Below are 20499 nucleotides of genomic sequence, written 5' to 3'. Positions count from 1 at the left end.
GGTGGCGGCGCCCCGGCGAACCGAGCCTGGGCGGCGGGTTCGCTTGAGGTTACTGGATCACGTTCTGGGCGCGAAGGTTATCCTCGGCCACGGTCATGATCTCGGTCACGAAGGCAGAGTAGGCTTCTGGTCCCATCTCGGAATCCTCGACCCCGGTGCGTTTCGCGTATTCCTGATAGCTGTCGGACTTCATCGCGGCGTGGAAGGCGTCGGCGATCTGCTGCTGCAGCTCGGGGTCCATGCCCTCGGGGCCGAAGATGCCGCGCACCTGCACCCAATCGGTATTCACCGGATAGCCCGCCTCGTTGACGGTCGGAATGTCGGGCAGGCTCTCCAGACGCTCAGGGCCGAGGATTGCCAGCGAGGTCAGGCGACCGGATTCAAAGAAGGGCAACGTCGGGCCGAGGTTCGACACGCCGATATCGACATGCCCGCCCAAAAGCGCGGTCATGATGTCGGGGGTCGCCTCGAAGGGCACCCAGTTCAGGCGAATGCCGGCGGATTTCTCGAACATGTTGATGCCGATGTTCTGCATCGAGCCTACCGGACCGAAGCCGCCGATATTGATGACCCCGTCGCCACGCTCCTTGGCCTGTGCAACCAGCGCGTCGATCGAATTGATGGGATCACCCTCGCGTGCGAACATCAGGATCGGATCGACCTGTGCGCCGGCGATCCAGCTGAAATCCTCGGGTGCGAAAACGCCCTTTAGGTTGGTCAGCATGCCGGTGAAATGGCTCAGCGTGTTGATGGCCAGCGTCTGCCCGTCCGGCGCGGCCTTGCGGACCTGTGTCATCTGGAGCGCGCCACTGCCGCCGGGCAGGTTCTGCACCACAAGTGGTTGGCCGATCATCGGCTCCAGTTCTGCGGCCAGCGTGCGGATGAAAATATCGGCGGTGCCGCCCGGCTTGGTGTGCATCAGGATGTTGACGGGCCCGGTGGGTTTCCACGCCGTGCCAGCGTCCTGCGCATGGATGGGCGCGGCGCCCAGAAACGAAAGCGCGGCGACCGACAGCGCGAATGCCCGGCGCGTGATGGAAAGCGTCATGCCTTCTCCTCCTCTGAAGACGATACCGGTTCCTCCGACCGGCTTTCAAAACTAGACCCCACCGTGTACGCGCTTTGAACAAACGAAAGATTTGCCAAGCGCGTATCATTCATGGGTCAGCGTCATGCGTAGCCCTCGAACGCAGACGGCCCCGCCGAAGCGGGGCCGTCATGCGCTCAGGGAGGAACCTGTCAGACGCTCGGCGAGCGTTTGCGGCGACGCAGGAGGCCGATGGCGGGCACGAGGAAGGTCAGGACCGCAATCGCCAGCAGGATCACCGTCAGCGGGTGGGTATAGAAGATGTCATAGCTGCCGCGCGAGATCACCATCGCCCTGCGGAAGTTCGTCTCGATCATCTCGCCCAGCACCAAAGCCAGCACGATGGGCGCCAGTGGGATGCCGCCTTTGCGCAGGACGTATCCCAAGACGCCAAAGGCTGTCATCACATAGACCGGGTACATCGAGTTCTCGGAGGCGTAGGCGCCAATCAGCGAAATCGAGGCGACAATGGCCGCGATCGCCGGGCGCGGGATGTTGGCGACCTGCGCCCAGATCTTCGCGCCCGCTAGGCCGATCACGATCATCACCGGCACGCCGATGAACAGCGAGGCGAAGATCGAATAAGGGATTTCCGGGTTCTTGGTGAACAGCAGCGGCCCAGGCTGGATGCCCTGGATCATCAGCGCGCCGATCAGAACGGCCGTCGTGGCCGACCCCGGAATGCCGAGGGCCAGCAGCGGCGCCATCGCGCCTGAAACGGCGGCGTTGTTCGCGGTCTCGGATGCGGCGACACCTTCAATATTACCCTTGCCGAAGGTTTCGGGAGATTTCGAGGTCTTCTTGGCGACGGCATAGGAAACGAAAGACGCGATCGAGGCACCCGCACCCGGAATGACGCCGATGACATAGCCCAGAACGGCGCTGCGCAGGATGTGCCATTTCATGTCCAGATAGGTCGACATCGGCACGGCCATGATCCCGCTGATCTTGCTGTTCTTGACCTTCTGCGAAGCACCCTGCTCGATCATGAACAACACTTCCGAGAGTGCGTAGAGCCCCAGCAGCACAGGCACCAGCGGCAGGCCCTCGAAGAATTCCGGGCTGTAGGTGAAGCGAGGGATGCCGGTTTGCGTATCAAGGCCGACGGTCGCGAAGGCCAGGCCCAGCCCCATCGCGATCAGTCCCTTGAGTGCCGAGCCGTCGGACAGGCCAGACACCAGGCTCAGCCCGACAAGGGCCAGCGCAAAATACTCGGCCGGGCCAAAACGCAGCGCCAGCTCCGAAAGCGGAATGGCAGTCAGCACCAGCAGGACAGCCGAAACGAGGATCCCGATGCCCGAGCCAATGATGGACACGTTCAATGCCACGCCAGCCTTGCCTTGCTGCGTCAACGGATAGCCGTCCCAAGCCGTCGCGACAGCAGCCGCCGTGCCCGGGGTATTGATCAACACGGCAGTGATCGCGCCACCATATTCGGCCGCGACATAAAGACCGACAAGCATCACGATGGCAACCACTGGATCCATGCCGTAGGTGAAGGGGATCAGTAGTGCCACGCCCAGGCTGGGTCCGAGGCCGGGGATTGCCCCGATCAGATAGCCCGCGAGGGCTCCGACAATCAGGCCCAGCCAGACATAGGGGTCCGAGAAGGTGCCAAAGCCGATAAGGAGAGCGTCAAACATGGGCGACCTCAGGGAAGTTGAATGCCAAGGGCATAGGTGAACAGGCTGTAGATGACGACGGTCATCGCGATCGGTGTCAGGATCAGATGCAGTGGTCGCCGTTCGCCGCAGGTCAGCATGATCAAGACCGAGGAGATGAGGATGACCGGAACTGCGCCGAGGACTTCGAACAGTTCGGCTTGCCCAACCAGCAGGCCTGCACAGATCAGAACCCAAAGCGGGCGACCGACATAGACCCGATCGTCAGGCTGGGTGCGCTTTCGGCGAAGAAAGGCACCGATCAGCATCACGACCGTTGCGGCGAAGGCCACACCGCCCGCGATGGTTGGAAATCGTCCGGCCCCAACGTCGGAAGGGTTAAGTGAGCCTGGCAAGGCCAGCGCCTCGGACAAGTAGAACCCGATCGCTCCCAGCAACAAAACGCCGATGACGACTTCGGCCCAGAACAATGGGAATAACACATGCTTGACCAGTGGGGCGGTCGGCTCTTCGCTTTGGCTCATTTTTTCCTCCTCGCACACGAGCGTTCCGGCCCGAGGGGCCGGAGCGCACGAAAAATCTTACTGGACCAGACCGACATCCTTGAGGGTCTCGGCCGCGACTTCGTTCATCTGGGTGATGTAATCGCGGTATCCCTGGGGGCCGGCATCCGAGGCCACGACGCCATTCTGCGCCTCGAACGCACGGAATTCATCGGTAGCCTGCGCCTCGTGGAAGGCAGCAGCGATCTGCTCCTGCAGGTTCTCATCCATTCCCTTGGGGCCGAACAAGCCGCGAAGCTGCTGCCAGTCCGGGTTCACGTCAAATCCTTGCTCCGAGAAGGTTTCGACTTCGGGCAGAGACTCAAGACGATCCTTGGCAAGAAGGCCCAGACCGACCACGCGGTCGGACTCGAAAAACGGCAGTGCCGGGCCGGGGTTGGAAATGGCAGCATCGATATGGCCGCCCAGCAGTGCCGTAATGACCTCCGGGGTGCTGTCGAAGCCAACCCAGTTCACAGTAAAGCCCGCCTCTTTGGCCAGCATGGATACTGCCAGATGCTGGACCGAACCCGCCGCGCCGTAACCGCCGATGGTGATCTGTCCGTCGGGGGATGCCTTGGCCTTCTCGACCAGATCTGTCAACGAGGTCAGCTCTGATTCAGGCGTGGCCATCACGACATGCGGATCGAATTGGAAGATTGCGATCCAGCTGAAATCCTCCGGCGCAAATGTGCCCTTGAGATTGGTCTGCATCGCCGTGAAATGACTCATGGTGTTAACGCCCAGTGTCAGGCCGTCAGGTTCGGCTGCGCCGACCACCGCCATCTGCTTGGCACCGGCGCCGCCCTGCGCGTTCTGGATCACCAGCGGCTGGCCGATGATTGGTTCGAGCGAGCGGGCCAGTGTGCGGGCGAAGATGTCCGAGGCCCCGCCCGGTCCGGTATGCAGGACCAGGTTCACCGGCCCCTCGGGCTGCCATGTCGCGGCCTCCTGCGCCCAAACAGGGCTGGCCAGCGTGAAGGCCGCAATACTGCAGCCGAGAACAGAATTTTTCAACCATGCCAAAGACATGAGACACTCCATAATCCAGGATTTCAAGTTTTTCAGCGGCCCCGGCGTTCAGCGTCCGGCAGCCGCCGAGAGGCGCCTTACTGCGCCTGCACGCCCGTCGCCTTGAGCCCGTTCCGGGCCAGATTGATCAGCGAATCAACGCGCTCGGCATAGGCCTCGGGCCCAAGATCGGTCCCGGTGATTGCGGCCTGCTCCTGATATTGCTGGAACTCCTCGGACTGCATCGCCTCGATCAGGCTGTCGGCCAGCTTCTGGCGGATCTCCAATGGGATACCGGCGGGGCCGTAGATGCCCCGGATCTGCTGCCAGCCTGCATCGGCGTCATAGCCCTGTTCGGCGAAGGTCGGCACGTCCGGGAAGGTCGATGAACGCTCCTCGGCCAGAACGCCAAGAATTCGCACGCGACCTGCTTCGGCAAACTCGGCGACGACGCCGGGATTGGCCACAGCCAGTTCGACATGACCACCCAGTAGCCCGGTGATCGCCTCGGTCGAGGCGTCGTAGCCGACCCAATCCATCTGGGCATCAGCCGCATCCACGACTAGCTTGGTCGCGATATTGGCGATCGAGCCGACGGCTCCGTAGCCGCCGGCAGTGATCGGGGTGCCTTCTGCAGCCTTTGCCTCGACCAACTCGGCAAAAGTCTGATAGGGGCTGTCCTCGCGAACGAACAGGACATGAGCATCCTGCTGAACCATTGCGATCCAGCTGAAATCCTCCGGCGCGAAGACGCCATTCAGATTGGTCAGCATCGCGGTGAAATGGCTCAGCGTGTTCACGCCAATCGTATAGCCGTCGGGCGCTGCGGATTTCACGGCCGCCATCTGCGCCGCGCCACCGCCGCCTGCGCGGTTCACGACGACCAGCGGCTGACCCAGGATCGGCTCGGCCGAACGTGCCAATGTCCGGGCAAAGATGTCGGATGCCCCGCCAGGCGCGTTCTGGACCACGAACTCGATCGGTTTCGAGGGAAAGTCAGCTGCATCTTGGGCAATAGCCGGGGCGGCCATCAGAGCCGCGCAAAGAATGGCGCCGAATCTTGATTTGATCATTTTTTCCTCCCTTGGACCGCGATTCCCCTCCAGGATGCGGCTTCCGGCCAAACTGAGGGTTCAGGCTCTGGAATTAACCTGATTATAAGTTTGGCAAGCATAAACATTGGGGGATTCAGCCTTGAAATGGCCCAGTTGCGGGGTCAGGACATCCCTTGGCGGGTCAAGACGACACAAATGATCAGGCCAAACTTGGTCTTTGTCGCGCTATCGGCGTGCTGTCTATCTGCAGAATACCACGCCTGGAGGAGAAACCATGACCGACGTCTTCATCTGCGATTACATCCGCACCCCTATTGGCCGCTATGGCGGCGCCCTGTCCGCTGTGCGACCCGACGATCTGGGGGCCGTGCCGCTGCGGGCTTTGCTGGAGCGTAATCCGGACCTCGACCCCGCCGCCATCGACGAGGTGATCTTTGGTTGTGCAAACCAAGCGGGTGAGGATAATCGCAATGTCGCGCGCATGTCTTCGCTGCTGGCGGGTCTGCCCGAGACGGTGCCTGGCACCACGATCAACCGGCTGTGCGGATCGGGGATGGATGCCGTCATTACCGCCTTTCGTGCCATCGCCGCTGGTGAGGCGGATCTGATCGTCGCGGGCGGGGTGGAATCCATGTCGCGCGCGCCGCTGGTCATGCCCAAGGCCGAGACCGCTTTCAGCCGTGCGGCGGAGATCCATGACACGACCATCGGTTGGCGCTTCGTGAACCCGCAGATGCACAAGACCTACGGCACTGACTCCATGCCCCAGACAGGCCAGAACGTCGCCGATGATTTCGGCGTCTCGCGCGAGGCGCAAGATACAATGGCCCTCTCCAGCCAGCAGAAGGCCGCCGCTGCGCAGGAAGACGGCCGTCTTGCGCGTGAGATCACGCCGGTTCTTGTGCCGCAGCGCAAGGGCGATCCGGTGCGCGTGGACCGTGACGAACACCCGCGCAAGACGTCGGCCGAAGCGCTGGCCAAACTGCGCCCGCTTTTCCCCGAGGGTTCAGTGACGGCGGGCAACGCCTCGGGCGTCAATGACGGGGCGGCCGCGCTGATCCTTGCGACCGCCGATGCGGCCAGGCAGCACGGGCTGCGGCCCATCGCCAAGGTTCTGGGCGGGGCGACGGCGGGCGTCGCGCCGCGCATCATGGGTTTCGGCCCTGCCCCGGCTTCCAAGAAGCTGATGAAGCGGCTTGGGCTTACCATCGACGATTTTGCCGTGATCGAGCTAAACGAAGCCTTTGCCGCCCAAGGCATCGCCACCCTGCGCGATCTGGGCGTGGCCGATGACGACGCGCGCGTAAACCCCAATGGCGGTGCCATCGCGCTCGGTCATCCGCTCGGCATGTCGGGCGCCCGCATCACTGGCACCGCCGCGCTGGAGCTGAAGCCAGGCGAAAAAGCGTTGGCGACGATGTGCATCGGCGTCGGCCAAGGCATCGCCATCGCGCTGGAGGGCGTCCAAGCCTGATCTCAGATCAGGCTGCTCTGCCTGACGCTTGCTTGCTGCACATCCTCCGCCCGACCAATGTTGCGGGCGGAGGATGACATGAAAGACAGCACGACTAGCCCCGATCCGGCCACTGACGCCCTTCTGGATATGGCCGAAGCCATCCGTACTGCCGACTTGGCCCCGGCGACGCGCCATGCCGCGCGACGGCACATGTATGACACCATCGGCGCGATTGCCGGAGGCATGAGCCAAGACGTTTCGCAGGCGCTGCTACGGGTCCTGCAGCCTTCGACCTTGCCAAGCGGGCTGCCCCTGCCCGGCACTGATCTGCGCCTGCCGCCTGATGCCTTCGCACTGTTGACCGGCACCGCCGCCCACGGGATCGAGTTGGATGACGGTTATCGTCAGGGCACCGTCCATCCCGGTGTCGCGGTCGTGCCTGCTGTGCTTGCGGCGGCGCAGACGACCCAAGCCTCGGGCGAGGCTCTGATCCGCGCCGTCGTCGCGGGCTATGAAACCGTCTGTGCGCTGGCAGGTGCCATGCATCCGGGGACGCGGCAGCGCAGCTTTCATCCTACTTCGGTTGCGGGTCCAATGGGTGCGGCGGTCGCTGTTGGTCTGTTGCTGGATCTTGATCGGCGGCAGATGTCCGATGCCTTGGGGATAGCCGCCTCGGGGGCGGGTGGCCTTTTCGCATTTCTGGGCGGCGGGGGCGACGTCAAGCGACTGCACGGCGGACAGGCCGCGCGGGCGGGTCTGATGGCGGCCCTGTGCGCCGCCGAAGGGATCAGCGCGCCGACCGGCATCATCGGTCGGGACAGCGGTTTTGCCTGGGCCTTCGCGGACCGGCCCGTTGGACAGCCCCTAGACCTTGATCTGCCACCCTCAGGCTCTTTCCGCATCGAGGATTGCTACATCAAGCCGCATGCCTGCTGCCGCCATCTGCAACCCGCCTTCGAGGCTCTGGTCCACCTAGTGCAGAAGCACGAGATCCCGGAGGTCGATATCCTGCGCATTGAGATCGACACTTATGCGATCGCCGCCCGGCACGCACTGGTCGGGTGGAACGATTTCGCCTCGGCTCAGCTCAGCCTGCCCTATGTCATGGCGCTGGCGGTCAGGTACGGGCGCGCCGATCTGTCGATGTTTGATGATGCCATGCGTGGCGCATGGGCGGGGCCGATCGCGGACCGCCTGCATGTCGCCGCTCCGCCCGATATCGACAAGCTTTACCCAAGCCACCGCCCGGCGCGGGTGCGTATTGTCACGCCGCACAATCAGTTAGAGGAGACGCGACTGGAGGCATCGGGCAGCCGCGAGATGCCGCTGTCGGACACCGCGTTACGCGACAAGTTCCGCGGTCTGGCAGGTAACCGCGCCGAGGCATGGGACGAGGCCGTCTGGACCCTTCCGGCCAGCGCCGATGCCGGAAGCCGGATCAGGCAGATCTTCGCGGCGTGACGAATTCAGGCGGATGGCCGACCTGATCCAGCAGCCAGTCGATGAAGGAGCGGGTCTTGGGTGCCACGGACAAGGTCGTCGGCCAAACGACATGGAAGGACGCGCCCGTCGGCACGGGCCTCAGCAGCGGCCGGAACAGCCGGCCGGCGCTGAGCTCCACCTCAAGCAGGCGCAGCTGGCCTATGGCAAATCCAAGGCCTTGCTGCGCCGCGCTGTAGGTCAGCAGAGAGCTGTCGAATTCAACCCCCTCGCGATGAGGCAGATCGACATTGTTCGCCTCGGCCCAATCCTGCCAAGCCCGGCGGCGATAACGCGAATGAAGCAGATCGGCCCCCGCAAGATCGGCAGGCCCCGATACGGGCCTGCGCTGAAGCTGCGCAGGGCTGCAGACCACATCGATCTCTTCATCGAACAGGTGGCGGCTGCGCGCCTCGCGCCAAGGGCCACCGCCAAGCTGGATCGCCGCATCCAGATGGGTGCCACGGAAGTCCAGCGGCGCGACCGTCGTGTCCATGCGCACCCGCAGCCCCGGATGGCGGGCATAGAAATCGGGCAGGCGCGGCAGCAGCCAGAAATGCGCCACACTGGGGTAAAGACGCAGATGGATGGTCCGCTCGGTCTCGTGGCGCAACATGCGGTGGGTGCTGCGCTCCAGATCCTCGAAGATGGCGGATATCTCGGCCCCGTAGGCACGCCCCACTTCGGTCAGCCGAGCCGAACGCGATCCACGCTCGAACAGTTGGACATTCAGGTAATCCTCGAGGATCGCGATCTGGCGGCTGATGGCGACCTGGCTGATCCCCATCTCCTGCGCGGCAGCGGTGAAGGTCTTGTGCCTTGCGGCCACCGAAAAGGCGCGCATCGGATTCAGCGGGAGGTTCAGGCGGCGGCCACCCATAACCTTTTCTTCGTCATCTACAGCCATTGGGCAGTTTTCCCACAGTTTGCCAAGCTTAAACTGTGGCAAAAGCACCGACAAAGGACAAGCCGATGAATTTCGAACCGACCGAGGAACAACGTATGTTCCAAGACAGCGTCCAGCGTTTTGCCCGCACCGAACTGGCCCCCGGTGCAGCAGAACGCGCCCGCAGCCACGAATACCCGTGGGATGTGGCAAGGCAAATGGCGCAGATGGGGCTGATGGGTATTGCCCTGCCCGAGGAGGACGGCGGAATGGGGGGCACATTGCTGGATTCGATCATCGCGATCCAGGCGGTGGCCGAAGCCTGCCCACGCAGCGCCGACGCGATCCAGGCCGGTAACTTCGGCCCCGTCCGCACATTCGCGCAATTCGCGACGCCCGCGCTGAAGGAGCGGTATCTCGGCCCCATCCTGCGCGGAGAGGCGGTCATTTCGCTTGGCATGACCGAGCCCGAGGCAGGATCTGCGGTGACCGACCTGCAGACATCGGCCACGCCGGACGGCGACGGGTTCCGTATCAATGGGACCAAGATCTTCGGCACTCACAGCGCCGAAGCATCGGTCTTTCTGGTCTATGTCCGTTTCGGGCCGGGGCTGGACGGCATCGGTTCGGTCCTGATCGCCAAGGATGCACCGGGACTGACAGTCGGTCAGCCCTCGGCCTTCATGAACGGTGAGGAATGGGCGCAACTTTATTTCGACAATGTCTATGTCGACCCCGAGGATGTGCTGCTTGGCCCGGGCGGCTTCCGCAAACAGATTTCGGGTTTTAATGTCGAACGCTTGGGCAATGCCGCCCGCGCCGTTGCCGTGGGGCGCCATGCCTTCAACACCGCCCGCGATCACGCGCTGGAACGCAAGCAGTTCGGACGTCCCCTGTGCGAATTCCAAGGCATCCAGTGGAAATTTGCGGATATGTCGATGCGGCTTGAGGCGGCGCAGCTGCTGCTGATGCGGGCGGCGGCGAATGCGGGGACCGGGTTGCCCAAGGCCTCGGAAACGACGCTGGCTAAGCTGGCCTGCAACGAAGCAGGGTTCTTCGCCGCCAACGAGGCGCTGCAAGTGATGGGCGGTCTGGGCTTCAGCGAGGAAAGCACCGTGCAGTATTGCTTGCGGCGCACGCGGGGCTGGATGATCGCGGGCGGATCAATCGAGATCCTGAAGAACCGCGTGGCCGAGGATGTCTTCGGGCGCAGCTTCTCGCAGCGCCCGAAATAAGCGATATCAGGGGTGGGCCAGCCACATCGGCCCGCCCTTGTGACGCGGAAAGCCATAGCCCGCGACCATGACGACGTCGATGTCATCGGCGCTTTCGGCGATTCCCTCGTTCAGAATAGCCTGCCCTTCGGCCTGAATGATTGACAGGATGCGGTCCATGATCTCGGATTGGGCAAAGTCGCGGCGCTTGCGGTCTGCCTTGGCGCTTTCCTCCTCGATGATGCGGGTCACCTCTGGGTCGATCTCGGGCTTGCCCGAGGCATAGTCGTACCATCCCTGCCCCGCCTTGCGACCAAGACGGCCCGCTTCGCACAGTCGGTCGGCGATATGGGCATAGCGTTCATCCGCCGGGCGGGTTGCGGCGCGTGCCTTGCGCTGCGCCCACGCAATGTCCAGCCCGCTCATATCCTGGACCTTATAGATGCCCATCGCAAAGCCGAAGGCCTCCATTGCGGCATCGATCTGATGGGGCAATGCCCCCTCCTCCAGCATGAATTCGCAATCGCGGCGATAGGCATTCATGATGCGGTTGCCGATGAAGCCGTCGCAGACGCCGGACACCACCGCGATCTTGCGAAGGTGCTTGGCCAGCGCGCCGGCGGTCGCCATCGCGCGGGCGCTCGTCGCTTTTCCCCGCACCACTTCGAGCAGCTTCATCACATGCGCAGGAGAGAAGAAATGCAGTCCCAGCACGCGGCCCGGATCGGCGGTTGTTTCGGCCAAGGCATCGACATTCAGATACGAAGTGTTGGTCGCAAGAATTGCATCGGTAGGCATGACGGCATCCAGACGATCAAAGACCTCGCGCTTGACGCCCATATCTTCGAATACTGCCTCGATCACCAGCGGGCATGGCTTCAACAAAGCATAGTCGCTGCCGGTGGACAGCGCGTCGAGCGCGGCCTTCCGCTTGTCTTCAGAGATCGCGCCGCGCTTCACGCTGGCACCAAGGGTTTCGCCCACACGTTCGGCGGCGCGGGTGGCGGCTTCGGTGTCACGTTCGATCAGAACGACCCGCGATCCGGCCAGCAAGAGGGCGGTTGCAATCCCCGCACCCATCGTGCCGCCGCCAATCACACCCACGCGGTTCAGATCGACCGGCACGCCATCCCCTTCGCGCAGGCTGCGACCCGCCTCGCGTTCGGCAAAAAAGACGTGGCGCAGTGCCTTTGCCTCGTCGCTGACCGACAGGCGCAGAAAGCGTTCGCGTTCGGCGGTCATTGCTTCGGCAGGGGACAGGCGGGTGGCGTCCCGCAGCGATGCAAGCGCCTCAAGCGGGGCGACCGCACCACGGCTCTTGCGAGCGATCGCCTGTTCGCGCGCGGACCAGTCGATGGCCTCGGCATCCTTTACCGGGCGCTCCAGAAGCGGCGTGCCAAGGGTCGCCTCGGCCAGCATCGCCTCGGCGGCAGGCAGGAGGTCATCCTCGCAGATCGCATCGCTCAGGCCAGCATCTTGTGCCTTGGCGGCGGGGATCGGCTTGCCGCCGGTGACCATGTCGATGGCCAGATCCATCGACACAAGACGCGGAAGACGGACCGTACCCCCCGAACCAGGCAGGATCCCAAGTGTCACTTCGGGCAGCCCCATCTTCGTGGCAGGTTCTGCAACACGCAGATGACAGGCCATCGCCAGCTCAAGCCCGCCGCCGAGGACATTGCCCTTCAGCGCCGCCACCCAAGGGACGGGCGATTCAGAAATCGCCGCCAGCACATCCGGCAGAAAAGGTTCCAGCGGATTGCCCAGCTCCTTGATGTCGGCCCCCGCGACGAAGGTCCGCCCCGCGCAGGACAGGACAACGCCCTTCAATCCCTTGGTGGCCGCGACCGTGACGGCTGCCTCGGACAGGCCCTGTCGGACGCCTTGGTTCAACGCGTTGACAGGCGGATTGTCGATGACGACATGGGCGATCTGGTCGCGGATAGTCAGCGTGACAGGTGGCATGGGTCCTCCGGAAAAGTATGTCGGCCCGATCGGCGCCACAGCGGGGCCATATTCCGTCCGCGGTGTCGCCGTTTCGCGTATGCGCAGGCCGTCCTTGCCCACGCGGGCAAGAAATCCATGCCGGTATAGAAAAGCGTGGCGCGGCTGTAACATAACCAAAGGTCAGGGCCAGCCATGCCTAAAGGCAGTTGTGCGCGGCGCCGGGCAAGCACAACCTGACCCGCAAGGGAGAGGCTTATGACGGACCTTCATTTTGAGGCGGAGCCCGCGGGGCGTCCGCCTTTGCTGTTGGTGCACGGTTTTTTATCCAGCAGGAACCATTGGCGACCGAATGCGGCATTATCGCGGGACTTTCGGCTGATCCGGGTCGATCTGCCAGCACATGGACTCAGCCCGGCCCCGACCGAGGACACCGCCTATACGCCCGACGCGATGGTCGCATCGCTGGAGCTTCTGCGACAGAAGCTGGGCATCAACCGCTGGTTCATTTGCGGGCAGAGCTTCGGTGCGGGCTTGACCCTGCGCTATGCCATTGATTACCCCGACCGGGTCATCGCGCAGGCCTTCACCAATGCCAACGCTGCCCTTCGTCCCGCTTGGACGCCCGAGCGGATGGCCGCACATCAGGCGCGGATCGACGATCTGGCTCTGAATGGCGCGGCGGCCCTGCGCCGCTTCGCCTTCCACCCGGCCCATGCAAGGCGCTTTCCACCTGACATTCGACAATTGCTGGCTGAGGATGCCGACCATTGCAATATCGCCGGTCTGATCCGCCTGATGACGCATGGCACCCCGCATCTGTCGGTCATCGACCGTCTACCCGAAACGGCGGTGCCAACGCTCCTGGTCAATGGGCAGCGCGAGCGGGCCTTCCAGCCGAACCGGGACGCCGCGCGCGACGCATTGTCCGGGCTGCGGATCGTCGATCTGGACGGCGGCCATTCCATCAATATCGAACAGCCCGAGGCCTTCGACAGCGCCCTGTCATCCTTTTTCGCCCATTGGATTGCCGAGGCGGCGCATGCGCAGTGACCACCCCGCGATCCTGCCGCTGATCTATCTTGCGGCCGCAGTTGGTGGCTGGATCATGTGGTCCATCGGCGCCCCGCTGCCTTGGATGATCGGCCCGCTGATCGCGACGGCAGCGATCTATGTCGCAGGGCTTTCCACCTATGTCATACCGGTCAAGACCCGACCCGTCGGGCAGATCATCGTTGCCGCGCAGGTGGGACTGTTTTTTTCTCCCGAGGCCTTCGGCAAGTTGCTGGAACTGTCCCCCTTGCTGATCGGCATGGCTGTGGCGACCGCATTTTGCGCGTGCCTGACCGCGTGGGTACTGTCGCGCATATCCGGAATGGCACTGGTGCCCGCCTTCCTGTCCACCATCCCGACAAGCCCTGTCGAGGCTTCGGTCATCGCCGAACGGCTGGCGCTGCCCGCCGGTCCTGTCATCTTCGCCCAGACCCTGCGCATCGCGTCGATCGTGGTGTTGGTACCGATCGCTATCTACGCGATCGACGGCTGGCCAGATCGCAGTGCTCCCCTGGCCACGGGCCCGTTCGAGCCGCTGCGCACCCTCATCCTGTTCGGTGCCGCGGTCGGGGTTGCCATGGCTTTCCGGGCGTTGCGGATCTCGAACCCGTTTTTTCTGGGGGCCTTGGCCGCATCAGCCGGGATGACTGCGGCTGGCGTGACCCCGGCCCCCTTCCCCGCCGTGATCCTGTCGATGGCACAGATCCTGCTCGGCACCTGGCTGGGCTCGACCTTCCGCCGTTCGCTCTTCGTGTCGGCGGGGCGGACGGTGGGTGCCATCGCGGTATCCACGCTGCTTTTCGTCATGCTCAGCACAGCCTGCGGGCTGATCGCCTCGCAGCTTCTGAACCTGCACTGGGAAGACATGGTTCTGGGTGCGGCACCCGGCGGCGTCACTGAAATGGCCCTGACGGCCAAGTTCATGGATCTGGACGTCGCTCTGATCACCGCCTTCCATCTGGTTCGCATCTTTCTGATTGTACCCTTCATTCCCACGCTCGGACGCTGGATGCACCGCCTAGAGGGGCGTGGCAGCCGCACCTGAGCCTTGCCCGAAACCAAAGAAAAAAGGTTCAACGATGACCGAATGGCCCGAACAGCGCCTCGGCGCGCCCGACCCCGCCGCATATTCCGCCCGTCAGCAGGAAATTCACGACGCCATCGCCAGCGGCCCCCGGGGGGGCGTACGCGGCCCGTTGGCCGTCTGGCTGCACCGCCCTGACCTTGCCGCGCGGGCGCAGGATCTGGGGCGCTATTGCCGTTATGACAGCGCGCTCGACCAGACCCTGTCCGAACTCGCGATCCTGGTCACCGGTCGTGTCTTCGGATCGGAATACGAATGGCAGATTCACAAGGATCATGCCCTGAATGCGGGTCTGTTGCCTGACGTGATCGAAGCGATCCGTCTGAACCTGCCTCCCGAGTTTCCCAACGCCGAACAGCAAGTCGTCCATGACATCGCCCGCGCCGCCCATGAGACGCGCGATGTCGACGACGACCTCTATGCCCGCGGGATCCAGGTTCTGGGCGAAGAGCGCATGGTCGATCTGGTCGGGATTTTAGGGTATTACACATTGATTTCATTGACGATCAACATATTCCGCATCCCGCCGATGGGTGGGCATCCGGCCGAATTGGCCGACGCGTGAACATCACAGGAGGAATGGACATGACAGGACGTCTGGAAGGCAAGGTCGCAATCGTCACCGGTGCGGGATGCGTCGGGCCGGGCTGGGGCAACGGACGCGCGACCTGCGTGCGCTTTGCCGAGGAAGGGGCGAAGATCTTTGCCGTCGACCTGAAATCAGACACGATGGAGGAGACCATCGCCCGCACCCGCGAGGCGGGCGGCGAGATCGAGCCCTACCTGTGCGATGTGACTGACTTCGATGCAGTCACCGCCATGGTGGAGGCCTGCATCGCGCGCTTCGGCAGGGTCGATATCCTTGTCAACAATGTCGGCGGATCGGCCAAGGGCGGCGCCACCGAACTGGATGATGCCACTTGGCACAAACAGCTGGATTTCAACCTGAAATCGGTGTTCCTGACCTGCAAGGCCGTGCTGCCTCACATGGTCCAGCAGGAGTCGGGCGCGATCGTGAACACATCCTCGACTTCGGGACTGCGCTATACCGGGGCGCCACAGGTGGCCTATGCCTCGGCCAAGGCAGCGATCATCCAATTCTCGCGCGTCACGGCGGTCGAGTTCGCGGCAAGGGGCGTGCGGGTGAACACGGTCGTGCCGGGACAGTTGCACACGCCGATGGTCGAGACGCGGCTGGCCGGCCAACGCGCCGGAGGCGACGTCGATGCGCTTTTGCAGTCGCGCCTCAAACGCATTCCCATGGGCTGGATGGGCGATGGGCGCGATACGGCGAATGCAGCCTTGTTTCTCGCCTCGGATGAAGCGCGCTTCGTCACCGGAACCGAAATCGTGGTCGATGGCGGCATGAGCGTGCGCTGCGACTAAACGACATCAGCATATGAATTTTCTGCCGATCCTATGTCCGTGAAACACAAGGATCGGCAGATTTTCTCAACGCAAGCAGGTAGGCTCGGACGCTTTATGGCCGTCGGATGCCTTGTTTGATACTTGCCCCTCCGGACGGTCACGAAGAACTTGGTGAAGCAGGCAAATGTCAGCCCCTCAAAGGCCAGATGTCTCGTGGTTGTTCTCACCGCCTAGATGCTCAGAGGAACGCCATAGTGCCATCATTCGGGCCCTCGCGGGCATGTCACCCCGGAATGTAATCCGGCGTGACACCATCATTGGCTGTCTCAATCATCTCACACCTCGGGCACAGTTAGATCGGCGGGTGCACCGTCCAGATGGAGGGGGGCGCCGGTCAGCTCCTGTAGTTCGTCGAGGCTGAGGCCCGCCAACTTTTCGCGCAGCACGAAACGGCCGTCCTCGATGTCGATGACGGCAAGCGAGGTATAGACCCGCGTCACGCAGCCGACGCCGGTGAGTGGCAGGGTGCAGCGGTCGACCAGTTTCGGCTTTCCGTCCTTGGTGACATGATCGGTGATGACGGCGACACGCTTAGCGCCATGGACCAGATCCATAGCGCCGCCCACCGCAGGCACGCCCTTGGGACCGGTCGACCAATTTGCCAGATCCCCGGTCTGCGCCACCTGATAGGCGCCAAGGATCGCCACATCCAGATGACCGCCGCGAACCATGGCAAAGCTGTCGGCGTGGTGGAAAAAGGCGGTGCCGGGCCGAATGGTCACGGCCTTTTTGCCCGCGTTGATCAGATCCCAATCCTCCTGCCCCGGGGGCGGCGCTTCGCCGAAACCCAGGATGCCGTTTTCCGTATGGAAGATCGCTTGCCGCCCTTCAGGCTGGAAGCGGGCGACCATTTCGGGAAAACCGATCCCAAGGTTCACATAGGCGCCGTCCTCGATATCCTGCGCGGCGCGCCAGGCGATCTGGGCATTGGTCAACTTCTGGATCATGCTGTCACCTCGGGATAATGCGCTTTTAAACGGTTCAGGTCCTCTTCCTGGGCGGGGTTCGGAACATGCACGACGGCATCGACGAAGATGCCGGGCGTCACGACAGTTTCCGGTTCAATCCCGCCCGGCTCGATCAGATGACTGACCTGGGCAATGGTGCGCGTGGCCGCCATCGCCATCAGCGGCGCAAAGTTGCGCGCGGCCATGCGATAGGTCAGGTTGCCCAAAGGGTCGCCCGTCTCGGCCTTGATCAGCGCCACATCCGCCTTCAGCCAGCGTTCCTGGATATAGGACTGGCCGTCGAATTCGGCGACGGGCTTACCTTGGGCCAGATCGGTGCCAAAACCCGTCGGCGTGTAGAAGGCCGGGATGCCGGCACCGCCGGCGCGGATCCGCTCGGCCAAGGTGCCCTGCGGCACCAGGTCCAGCGCGATTTGGCCCGACAGGTAACGCTCAGTGAAGACGCGCGGATCGGCCGAGCGCGGGAATGAACAGATCATTTTCGCGACCATCCCCTGTTCGATCATGGCGGCGATGCCGACATGGCCGTTGCCCGCGTTGTTGTTGATGATCGTCAGCCGCGCGGGGCTGCCCGTGGCCAGATATCGGTCGATCAGGGCATGCATCAGCTCGATCGGCGCACCCGATCCGCCAAAGCCGCCGATCATCACCGTTGCCCCGTTCTGAATTCCGGCGACGGCATCAGCCGGCGTGGAAATCCGCTTGTCCATGTCTCCTCCTGTATTCTGTCCTTTGGATTTAGGCCGATGCCGCCAGGGGGCATACTGCAATCGTTCGCATCTTGATCTTTGTTCGCATTGCGATCAAACTCGTTCGCATGGCAAACAGGTCCGACATCGTGGCTTCGCTTATCAAGGGATTGTGCGTAATCGAAGCGTTCACACCCGAACATCCGCGCATGTCCATCACCGACATGTCCAAGGTGACAGGCTTTGATCGCGCGACCGCCCGCCGATTGCTGCTGTCCCTGCACGAGGCCGGATACGCCGATTACGACGGCAAATTCTTCACGCTGACGGCGCGCGTCCTGCGCCTTGGCATGGGGGCCTTGTCGGCCATGCCGCTGCCGCAGATCGTCCAGCCTTGGCTGGATCAGCTGTCCGAACAGGTTGGGCAATCGACATCGGTCTCGATCCTCGATGGTTCCGAGATCGTCTATCTGGCACGCGCGGCGCAGCGGCGAGTCATGTCTATCAACCTGATGCCGGGATCGCGCCTGCCCGCACATTGCACCTCGATGGGTCGGGTGCTGCTGGCGGCCCTGCCGTCCGATCAGGCGCAGGCCCTGGTGGAAAGCGCCGATCTGACGCCACGCACCCGCTTCAGCCTGACCACTCCGACCGAGATCATGGCGCGTGTGAAGGCCGCGCGTGGTGATGGCTATGCCGTCATTGACCAAGAGGTCGAGATTGGACTGCGGTCGATCGCAGTACCCCTTTTCTCCGCTCAGGGACCGGCGGTGGCGGCCATCAATATTGGCGTATCGGCCGCCCAGGTGGAGGCACAGGACCTCGTGCCGCGCTTTCTGGAGCCCTTGCAAAAAGTGCAGGAAGGAATGCGCCGAATTCGCCTGCCAATACAAGGATACTGACCCACAAAATTGAACCCCAATCCAAAAGAAGGATGCCAAAGCCCGACGCTTGCCAGCCCGACCATGGCAACAGGCTGCCTAGACCACCCAAATCATGAAGGGCAATCGCGCTATGGGGTCGGTGCATCCTGCAGTGCCTGCTCCAATGCCCCGGTTTTTCCTGCGCATCCGCATGGCTCGTGAACCTAGGCAAAAGCTTATTTTCAATCGCGCTTTTGTTTGCCTCTCCACAGGATGAACAGTCCCGACAGCACAACCAACGCTGAACCAATCAGCATGTTGGTCGTGAGTTTTTCGTCGAAAAACATCAGTCCAAAGGCGACGCCAAACAACAGGCGCGTATAGCGGAAGGGCGTCACGGCCGATACGTCGCCTGTTCGCATCGCCTTCATCAGGGATGAATAGGCGCAGAGCCCCACAAGGATCGCGCCCGTCATTAAAAGGATGGCAGCCATCGGGGATACGGAATGCCTGCCCCTGCCAGAGCGAGAACATCAGGCCAGCCGTCGCCAAGGCCAGAAAGCCGTAAAGGCCCAGAATGGCGGTGCTGAGACTGCGCGGCGCAGCTCGGCTTGCCAGATCGCGCCCTGCAAAACCAAACATGCCGATCACGGCCAGGATCGACAGGGGCGAAAAACCTTCCGTCCCCGGTCTCAGGATGATCAGCACCCCGGCAAGGCCGATGCCAATGGCGGTCCAACGGCGCCAGCCGACGCGCTCGCCGAAAATCAGGGCGGCCGATGCGACCACGACCAGCGGCGTGGCCTGCAGGATGACGGTCGCTGTCGCCAAGGGGATCAGTGCCAGCGCGAGAATGTAGAAGAGACGACCCGTGATCTCGAACAGCACCCGGATCTTCATGGCTGTCGACAACACGTCGGGGGTCAGCAATGCGTCGCCCTGACGATGGGCGATGGCCGCAAAGATCGTGGCCCCGCCCATGCCGAAAAGGGTCAGGATCTGCCCGACCGGCAGATGATGCGACACGGCCTTGACCAAGGCGTCCTCGACCGCGAAGGCGGCCATGGCGGTGATCATCCAAGCGGCGCCTTGGATGTTGAGGCGATGAGCGCTGTCCGTATTCACGATCGATATCTCTCTCAGGCGGTCGGGATGGCGGTTATGTACCCTTCGGGCGATCGGGCGACTGATCGCCCGCTATCACCTTCGGAACCGCCTTGCCACACTCCCTTCTCAGGCTCCGCGGTCCTGCTCGTTATGCGCCCAGAGATAGCCGATGAAGGCGCTTTTGACGAAGCGCAGCAGTACCATGGTGATCAGTGCCGTGGCCCCCGAAACGATCGCCAGCAGCATGAGCGGGCTGGGCCGGAAGACCACCCACGTATACCCCAGCAAAGGGATCAGCAGCAAAAGCATGATTGTCATCGTGAAAAATGCCGGTCCGTCAGCGGCCGGATAGCGCTTGAACTCCAGCCCGCAGGATTCGCATTCGGGGATCACCGCCAGATATCCCTGCAGGATCCGGCCCTCGCCGCAATTGGGGCAGCGGTTGAAAAAGCCCCGGATGACAGCCTTCTTCTCGTTGTGGTCTTCAGCCATGTCGACATGCCTTCTTTTTGCAATGCGGCTTTCAGATGTTTGCCACAAGATGATGGTGCCCACGCTGCCTGGGTGCGAAAAGATCCTCCTCCGGGCAGGTCTGGCGGTCCAGCCATTCTTCCCATGCGGGATCCGTCTGCTTTGCCGGTGCCGAGGGAGTTGCGTCCCATCCCAGTTCAAAACCGACGTGCAGCAGTGCCGAGACAAGTCGGTACATGTCGGTCCGGGCGTGAAAGGGCGTGGGCGTGATCCGCAAACGCTCCTGTCCGCGAGGTACGGTCGGATAGTTGATGGGCTGGACATAGATGCCATGGTCCGACAGCAGGCGTTCGCTGATCCGGCTGCACAGATGTGCGTCGCCCACGATGACAGGCAGGATATGACTTGGGGTGTCAAGAACCGGAAGTCCCGCGTTCTTCAGCATGGATCGCAGGACCCTTGCATTGGTGGCTTGCCGGAAACGCTGTTCCGGATGTGCCCTCACCTGCCTGACAGAGGCCAGTGCGCCCGCAGCCAGAT

At 62.9% G+C, this 20499-nt stretch carries 20 protein-coding genes and 1 pseudogene; 8 read left to right on the top strand and 13 right to left on the bottom strand.

Features of this window, described 5'->3' with window-relative positions:
* Positions 1-49: 49 nt before the first annotated feature.
* The 5 genes from IE00_RS16995 to IE00_RS16975 form a co-directional block, all read right to left on the bottom strand.
* The gene (locus IE00_RS16995; RefSeq protein WP_072298387.1) at positions 50-1048 is read right to left on the bottom strand and encodes a tripartite tricarboxylate transporter substrate binding protein; all 999 of its coding nucleotides are present in this window, start codon (positions 1046-1048) and stop codon (positions 50-52) included.
* 191 nt (positions 1049-1239) lie between these two features.
* Positions 1240-2730 carry a tripartite tricarboxylate transporter permease gene (locus IE00_RS16990; protein WP_072298386.1) on the bottom strand — a complete coding sequence of 497 codons (1491 nt, stop codon included), beginning with the start codon at positions 2728-2730 and terminating at the stop codon, positions 1240-1242.
* A gap of 8 nt (positions 2731-2738) precedes the next feature.
* Positions 2739-3233, bottom strand: a complete 495-nt coding sequence (locus IE00_RS16985; protein ID WP_072298385.1) for a tripartite tricarboxylate transporter TctB family protein — start codon at positions 3231-3233, stop codon at positions 2739-2741.
* Positions 3234-3290: 57 nt separating this feature from the next.
* Positions 3291-4283, bottom strand: a complete 993-nt coding sequence (locus IE00_RS16980; protein WP_072298384.1) for a tripartite tricarboxylate transporter substrate binding protein — start codon at positions 4281-4283, stop codon at positions 3291-3293.
* Positions 4284-4360: 77 nt separating this feature from the next.
* Positions 4361-5335: a tripartite tricarboxylate transporter substrate binding protein gene (locus IE00_RS16975; RefSeq protein ID WP_072298383.1), complete on the bottom strand. Its 975-nt coding sequence runs from the start codon at positions 5333-5335 to the stop codon at positions 4361-4363.
* A gap of 256 nt (positions 5336-5591) precedes the next feature.
* Between IE00_RS16975 and pcaF the strand changes: the two genes are divergently transcribed.
* Together pcaF and IE00_RS16965 are read left to right on the top strand one after the other, a co-directional pair.
* Positions 5592-6791 (top strand): 3-oxoadipyl-CoA thiolase, encoded by a 1200-nt coding sequence (gene pcaF, locus IE00_RS16970; RefSeq protein ID WP_072298382.1) that lies wholly within the window; start codon positions 5592-5594, stop codon positions 6789-6791.
* Between the two features lie 78 nt (positions 6792-6869).
* Positions 6870-8234: an MmgE/PrpD family protein gene (locus IE00_RS16965; protein ID WP_072298381.1), complete on the top strand. Its 1365-nt coding sequence runs from the start codon at positions 6870-6872 to the stop codon at positions 8232-8234.
* Here the strand turns inward: IE00_RS16965 and IE00_RS16960 are convergent.
* Positions 8212-9159, bottom strand: a complete 948-nt coding sequence (locus IE00_RS16960; protein WP_205949704.1) for a LysR substrate-binding domain-containing protein — start codon at positions 9157-9159, stop codon at positions 8212-8214. The two genes, IE00_RS16965 and IE00_RS16960, sit on opposite strands and share 23 nt — an antisense overlap.
* A gap of 65 nt (positions 9160-9224) precedes the next feature.
* Here IE00_RS16960 and IE00_RS16955 point away from each other — a divergent pair, with 65 nt between their 5' ends.
* On the top strand, positions 9225-10373 hold the full coding sequence (locus IE00_RS16955) for an acyl-CoA dehydrogenase family protein (protein WP_072298379.1): 1149 nt from the start codon (positions 9225-9227) through the stop codon (positions 10371-10373).
* Between the two features lie 6 nt (positions 10374-10379).
* On the opposite strand, the gene IE00_RS16950 is transcribed toward IE00_RS16955, so the two are convergent.
* Positions 10380-12317, bottom strand: a complete 1938-nt coding sequence (locus IE00_RS16950) for a 3-hydroxyacyl-CoA dehydrogenase NAD-binding domain-containing protein (RefSeq protein WP_072298378.1) — start codon at positions 12315-12317, stop codon at positions 10380-10382.
* A 237-nt stretch (positions 12318-12554) separates the two neighbouring features.
* Here IE00_RS16950 and IE00_RS16945 point away from each other — a divergent pair, with 237 nt between their 5' ends.
* From IE00_RS16945 to IE00_RS16930, 4 genes are read left to right on the top strand one after another with little or no spacing between them, the layout of a single operon-like run.
* Positions 12555-13349, top strand: coding sequence for an alpha/beta fold hydrolase (locus IE00_RS16945; protein ID WP_072298377.1), 795 nt, complete (start codon positions 12555-12557; stop codon positions 13347-13349).
* The gene (locus IE00_RS16940) at positions 13339-14394 is read left to right on the top strand and encodes an AbrB family transcriptional regulator (protein WP_072298376.1); all 1056 of its coding nucleotides are present in this window, start codon (positions 13339-13341) and stop codon (positions 14392-14394) included. The genes IE00_RS16945 and IE00_RS16940 overlap by 11 nt, the downstream gene beginning before the upstream one ends.
* Before the next feature lie 34 nt (positions 14395-14428).
* Positions 14429-14998, top strand: coding sequence for a carboxymuconolactone decarboxylase family protein (locus IE00_RS16935; protein WP_072298375.1), 570 nt, complete (start codon positions 14429-14431; stop codon positions 14996-14998).
* A gap of 20 nt (positions 14999-15018) precedes the next feature.
* Positions 15019-15819: an SDR family NAD(P)-dependent oxidoreductase gene (locus tag IE00_RS16930; protein ID WP_072298422.1), complete on the top strand. Its 801-nt coding sequence runs from the start codon at positions 15019-15021 to the stop codon at positions 15817-15819.
* Positions 15820-16136: 317 nt separating this feature from the next.
* Here the strand turns inward: IE00_RS16930 and IE00_RS16925 are convergent, their stop codons facing one another.
* Positions 16137-16808 (bottom strand): CoA transferase subunit B, encoded by a 672-nt coding sequence (locus tag IE00_RS16925; protein ID WP_072298374.1) that lies wholly within the window; start codon positions 16806-16808, stop codon positions 16137-16139.
* Positions 16805-17539, bottom strand: coding sequence for a 3-oxoacid CoA-transferase subunit A (locus IE00_RS16920; RefSeq protein WP_072298373.1), 735 nt, complete (start codon positions 17537-17539; stop codon positions 16805-16807). The genes IE00_RS16925 and IE00_RS16920 overlap by 4 nt, the downstream gene beginning before the upstream one ends.
* A 107-nt stretch (positions 17540-17646) precedes the next feature.
* Here IE00_RS16920 and IE00_RS16915 point away from each other — a divergent pair, with 107 nt between their 5' ends.
* Positions 17647-18420 carry an IclR family transcriptional regulator C-terminal domain-containing protein gene (locus IE00_RS16915; RefSeq protein ID WP_072298421.1) on the top strand — a complete coding sequence of 258 codons (774 nt, stop codon included), beginning with the start codon at positions 17647-17649 and terminating at the stop codon, positions 18418-18420.
* Positions 18421-18623: 203 nt separating this feature from the next.
* Here the strand turns inward: IE00_RS16915 and IE00_RS20945 are convergent, their stop codons facing one another.
* The 4 genes and pseudogenes from IE00_RS20945 to IE00_RS16900 all read right to left on the bottom strand — a co-directional run.
* Positions 18624-18857, bottom strand: a complete 234-nt coding sequence (locus IE00_RS20945) for an EamA family transporter (RefSeq protein WP_371328454.1) — start codon at positions 18855-18857, stop codon at positions 18624-18626.
* 508 nt (positions 18858-19365) lie between these two features.
* Positions 19366-19446: pseudogene (locus IE00_RS20940) on the bottom strand (hypothetical protein); the annotation flags it as partial.
* Between the two features lie 168 nt (positions 19447-19614).
* The gene (locus tag IE00_RS16905) at positions 19615-19980 is read right to left on the bottom strand and encodes a DUF983 domain-containing protein (RefSeq protein WP_072298372.1); all 366 of its coding nucleotides are present in this window, start codon (positions 19978-19980) and stop codon (positions 19615-19617) included.
* Between the two features lie 31 nt (positions 19981-20011).
* Positions 20012-20499, bottom strand: a 488-nt coding sequence (locus tag IE00_RS16900) for an aminotransferase class I/II-fold pyridoxal phosphate-dependent enzyme (protein WP_139291510.1), incomplete at its 5' end; no start/stop codon positions are given.

The organism is Paracoccus sp. SM22M-07 (genome assembly GCF_001887735.1).
In the GTDB taxonomy this organism is placed as follows: Bacteria; Pseudomonadota; Alphaproteobacteria; order Rhodobacterales; family Rhodobacteraceae; genus Paracoccus.
Note: the sequence above shows the minus strand (reverse complement) of the source record. Positions and strands in the feature narration are given on the sequence as shown.

Bases quoted from the DNA above. Each gene is read 5' to 3' on its own strand.
- IE00_RS16995 (WP_072298387.1), bottom strand. From the start codon at position 1,048: ATGACGCTTTCCATCACGCGCCGGGCATTCGCGCTGTCGGTCGCCGCG.
- IE00_RS16990 (WP_072298386.1), bottom strand. From the start codon at position 2,730: ATGTTTGACGCTCTCCTTATCGGCTTTGGCACCTTCTCGGACCCCTAT.
- IE00_RS16985 (WP_072298385.1), bottom strand. From the start codon at position 3,233: ATGAGCCAAAGCGAAGAGCCGACCGCCCCACTGGTCAAGCATGTGTTA.
- IE00_RS16980 (WP_072298384.1), bottom strand. From the start codon at position 4,283: ATGTCTTTGGCATGGTTGAAAAATTCTGTTCTCGGCTGCAGTATTGCG.
- IE00_RS16975 (WP_072298383.1), bottom strand. From the start codon at position 5,335: ATGATCAAATCAAGATTCGGCGCCATTCTTTGCGCGGCTCTGATGGCC.
- pcaF (WP_072298382.1), top strand. From the start codon at position 5,592: ATGACCGACGTCTTCATCTGCGATTACATCCGCACCCCTATTGGCCGC.
- IE00_RS16965 (WP_072298381.1), top strand. From the start codon at position 6,870: ATGAAAGACAGCACGACTAGCCCCGATCCGGCCACTGACGCCCTTCTG.
- IE00_RS16960 (WP_205949704.1), bottom strand. From the start codon at position 9,159: ATGGCTGTAGATGACGAAGAAAAGGTTATGGGTGGCCGCCGCCTGAAC.
- IE00_RS16955 (WP_072298379.1), top strand. From the start codon at position 9,225: ATGAATTTCGAACCGACCGAGGAACAACGTATGTTCCAAGACAGCGTC.
- IE00_RS16950 (WP_072298378.1), bottom strand. From the start codon at position 12,317: ATGCCACCTGTCACGCTGACTATCCGCGACCAGATCGCCCATGTCGTC.
- IE00_RS16945 (WP_072298377.1), top strand. From the start codon at position 12,555: ATGACGGACCTTCATTTTGAGGCGGAGCCCGCGGGGCGTCCGCCTTTG.
- IE00_RS16940 (WP_072298376.1), top strand. From the start codon at position 13,339: ATGCGCAGTGACCACCCCGCGATCCTGCCGCTGATCTATCTTGCGGCC.
- IE00_RS16935 (WP_072298375.1), top strand. From the start codon at position 14,429: ATGACCGAATGGCCCGAACAGCGCCTCGGCGCGCCCGACCCCGCCGCA.
- IE00_RS16930 (WP_072298422.1), top strand. From the start codon at position 15,019: ATGACAGGACGTCTGGAAGGCAAGGTCGCAATCGTCACCGGTGCGGGA.
- IE00_RS16925 (WP_072298374.1), bottom strand. From the start codon at position 16,808: ATGATCCAGAAGTTGACCAATGCCCAGATCGCCTGGCGCGCCGCGCAG.
- IE00_RS16920 (WP_072298373.1), bottom strand. From the start codon at position 17,539: ATGGACAAGCGGATTTCCACGCCGGCTGATGCCGTCGCCGGAATTCAG.
- IE00_RS16915 (WP_072298421.1), top strand. From the start codon at position 17,647: ATGGCAAACAGGTCCGACATCGTGGCTTCGCTTATCAAGGGATTGTGC.
- IE00_RS20945 (WP_371328454.1), bottom strand. From the start codon at position 18,857: ATGACGGGCGCGATCCTTGTGGGGCTCTGCGCCTATTCATCCCTGATG.
- IE00_RS16905 (WP_072298372.1), bottom strand. From the start codon at position 19,980: ATGGCTGAAGACCACAACGAGAAGAAGGCTGTCATCCGGGGCTTTTTC.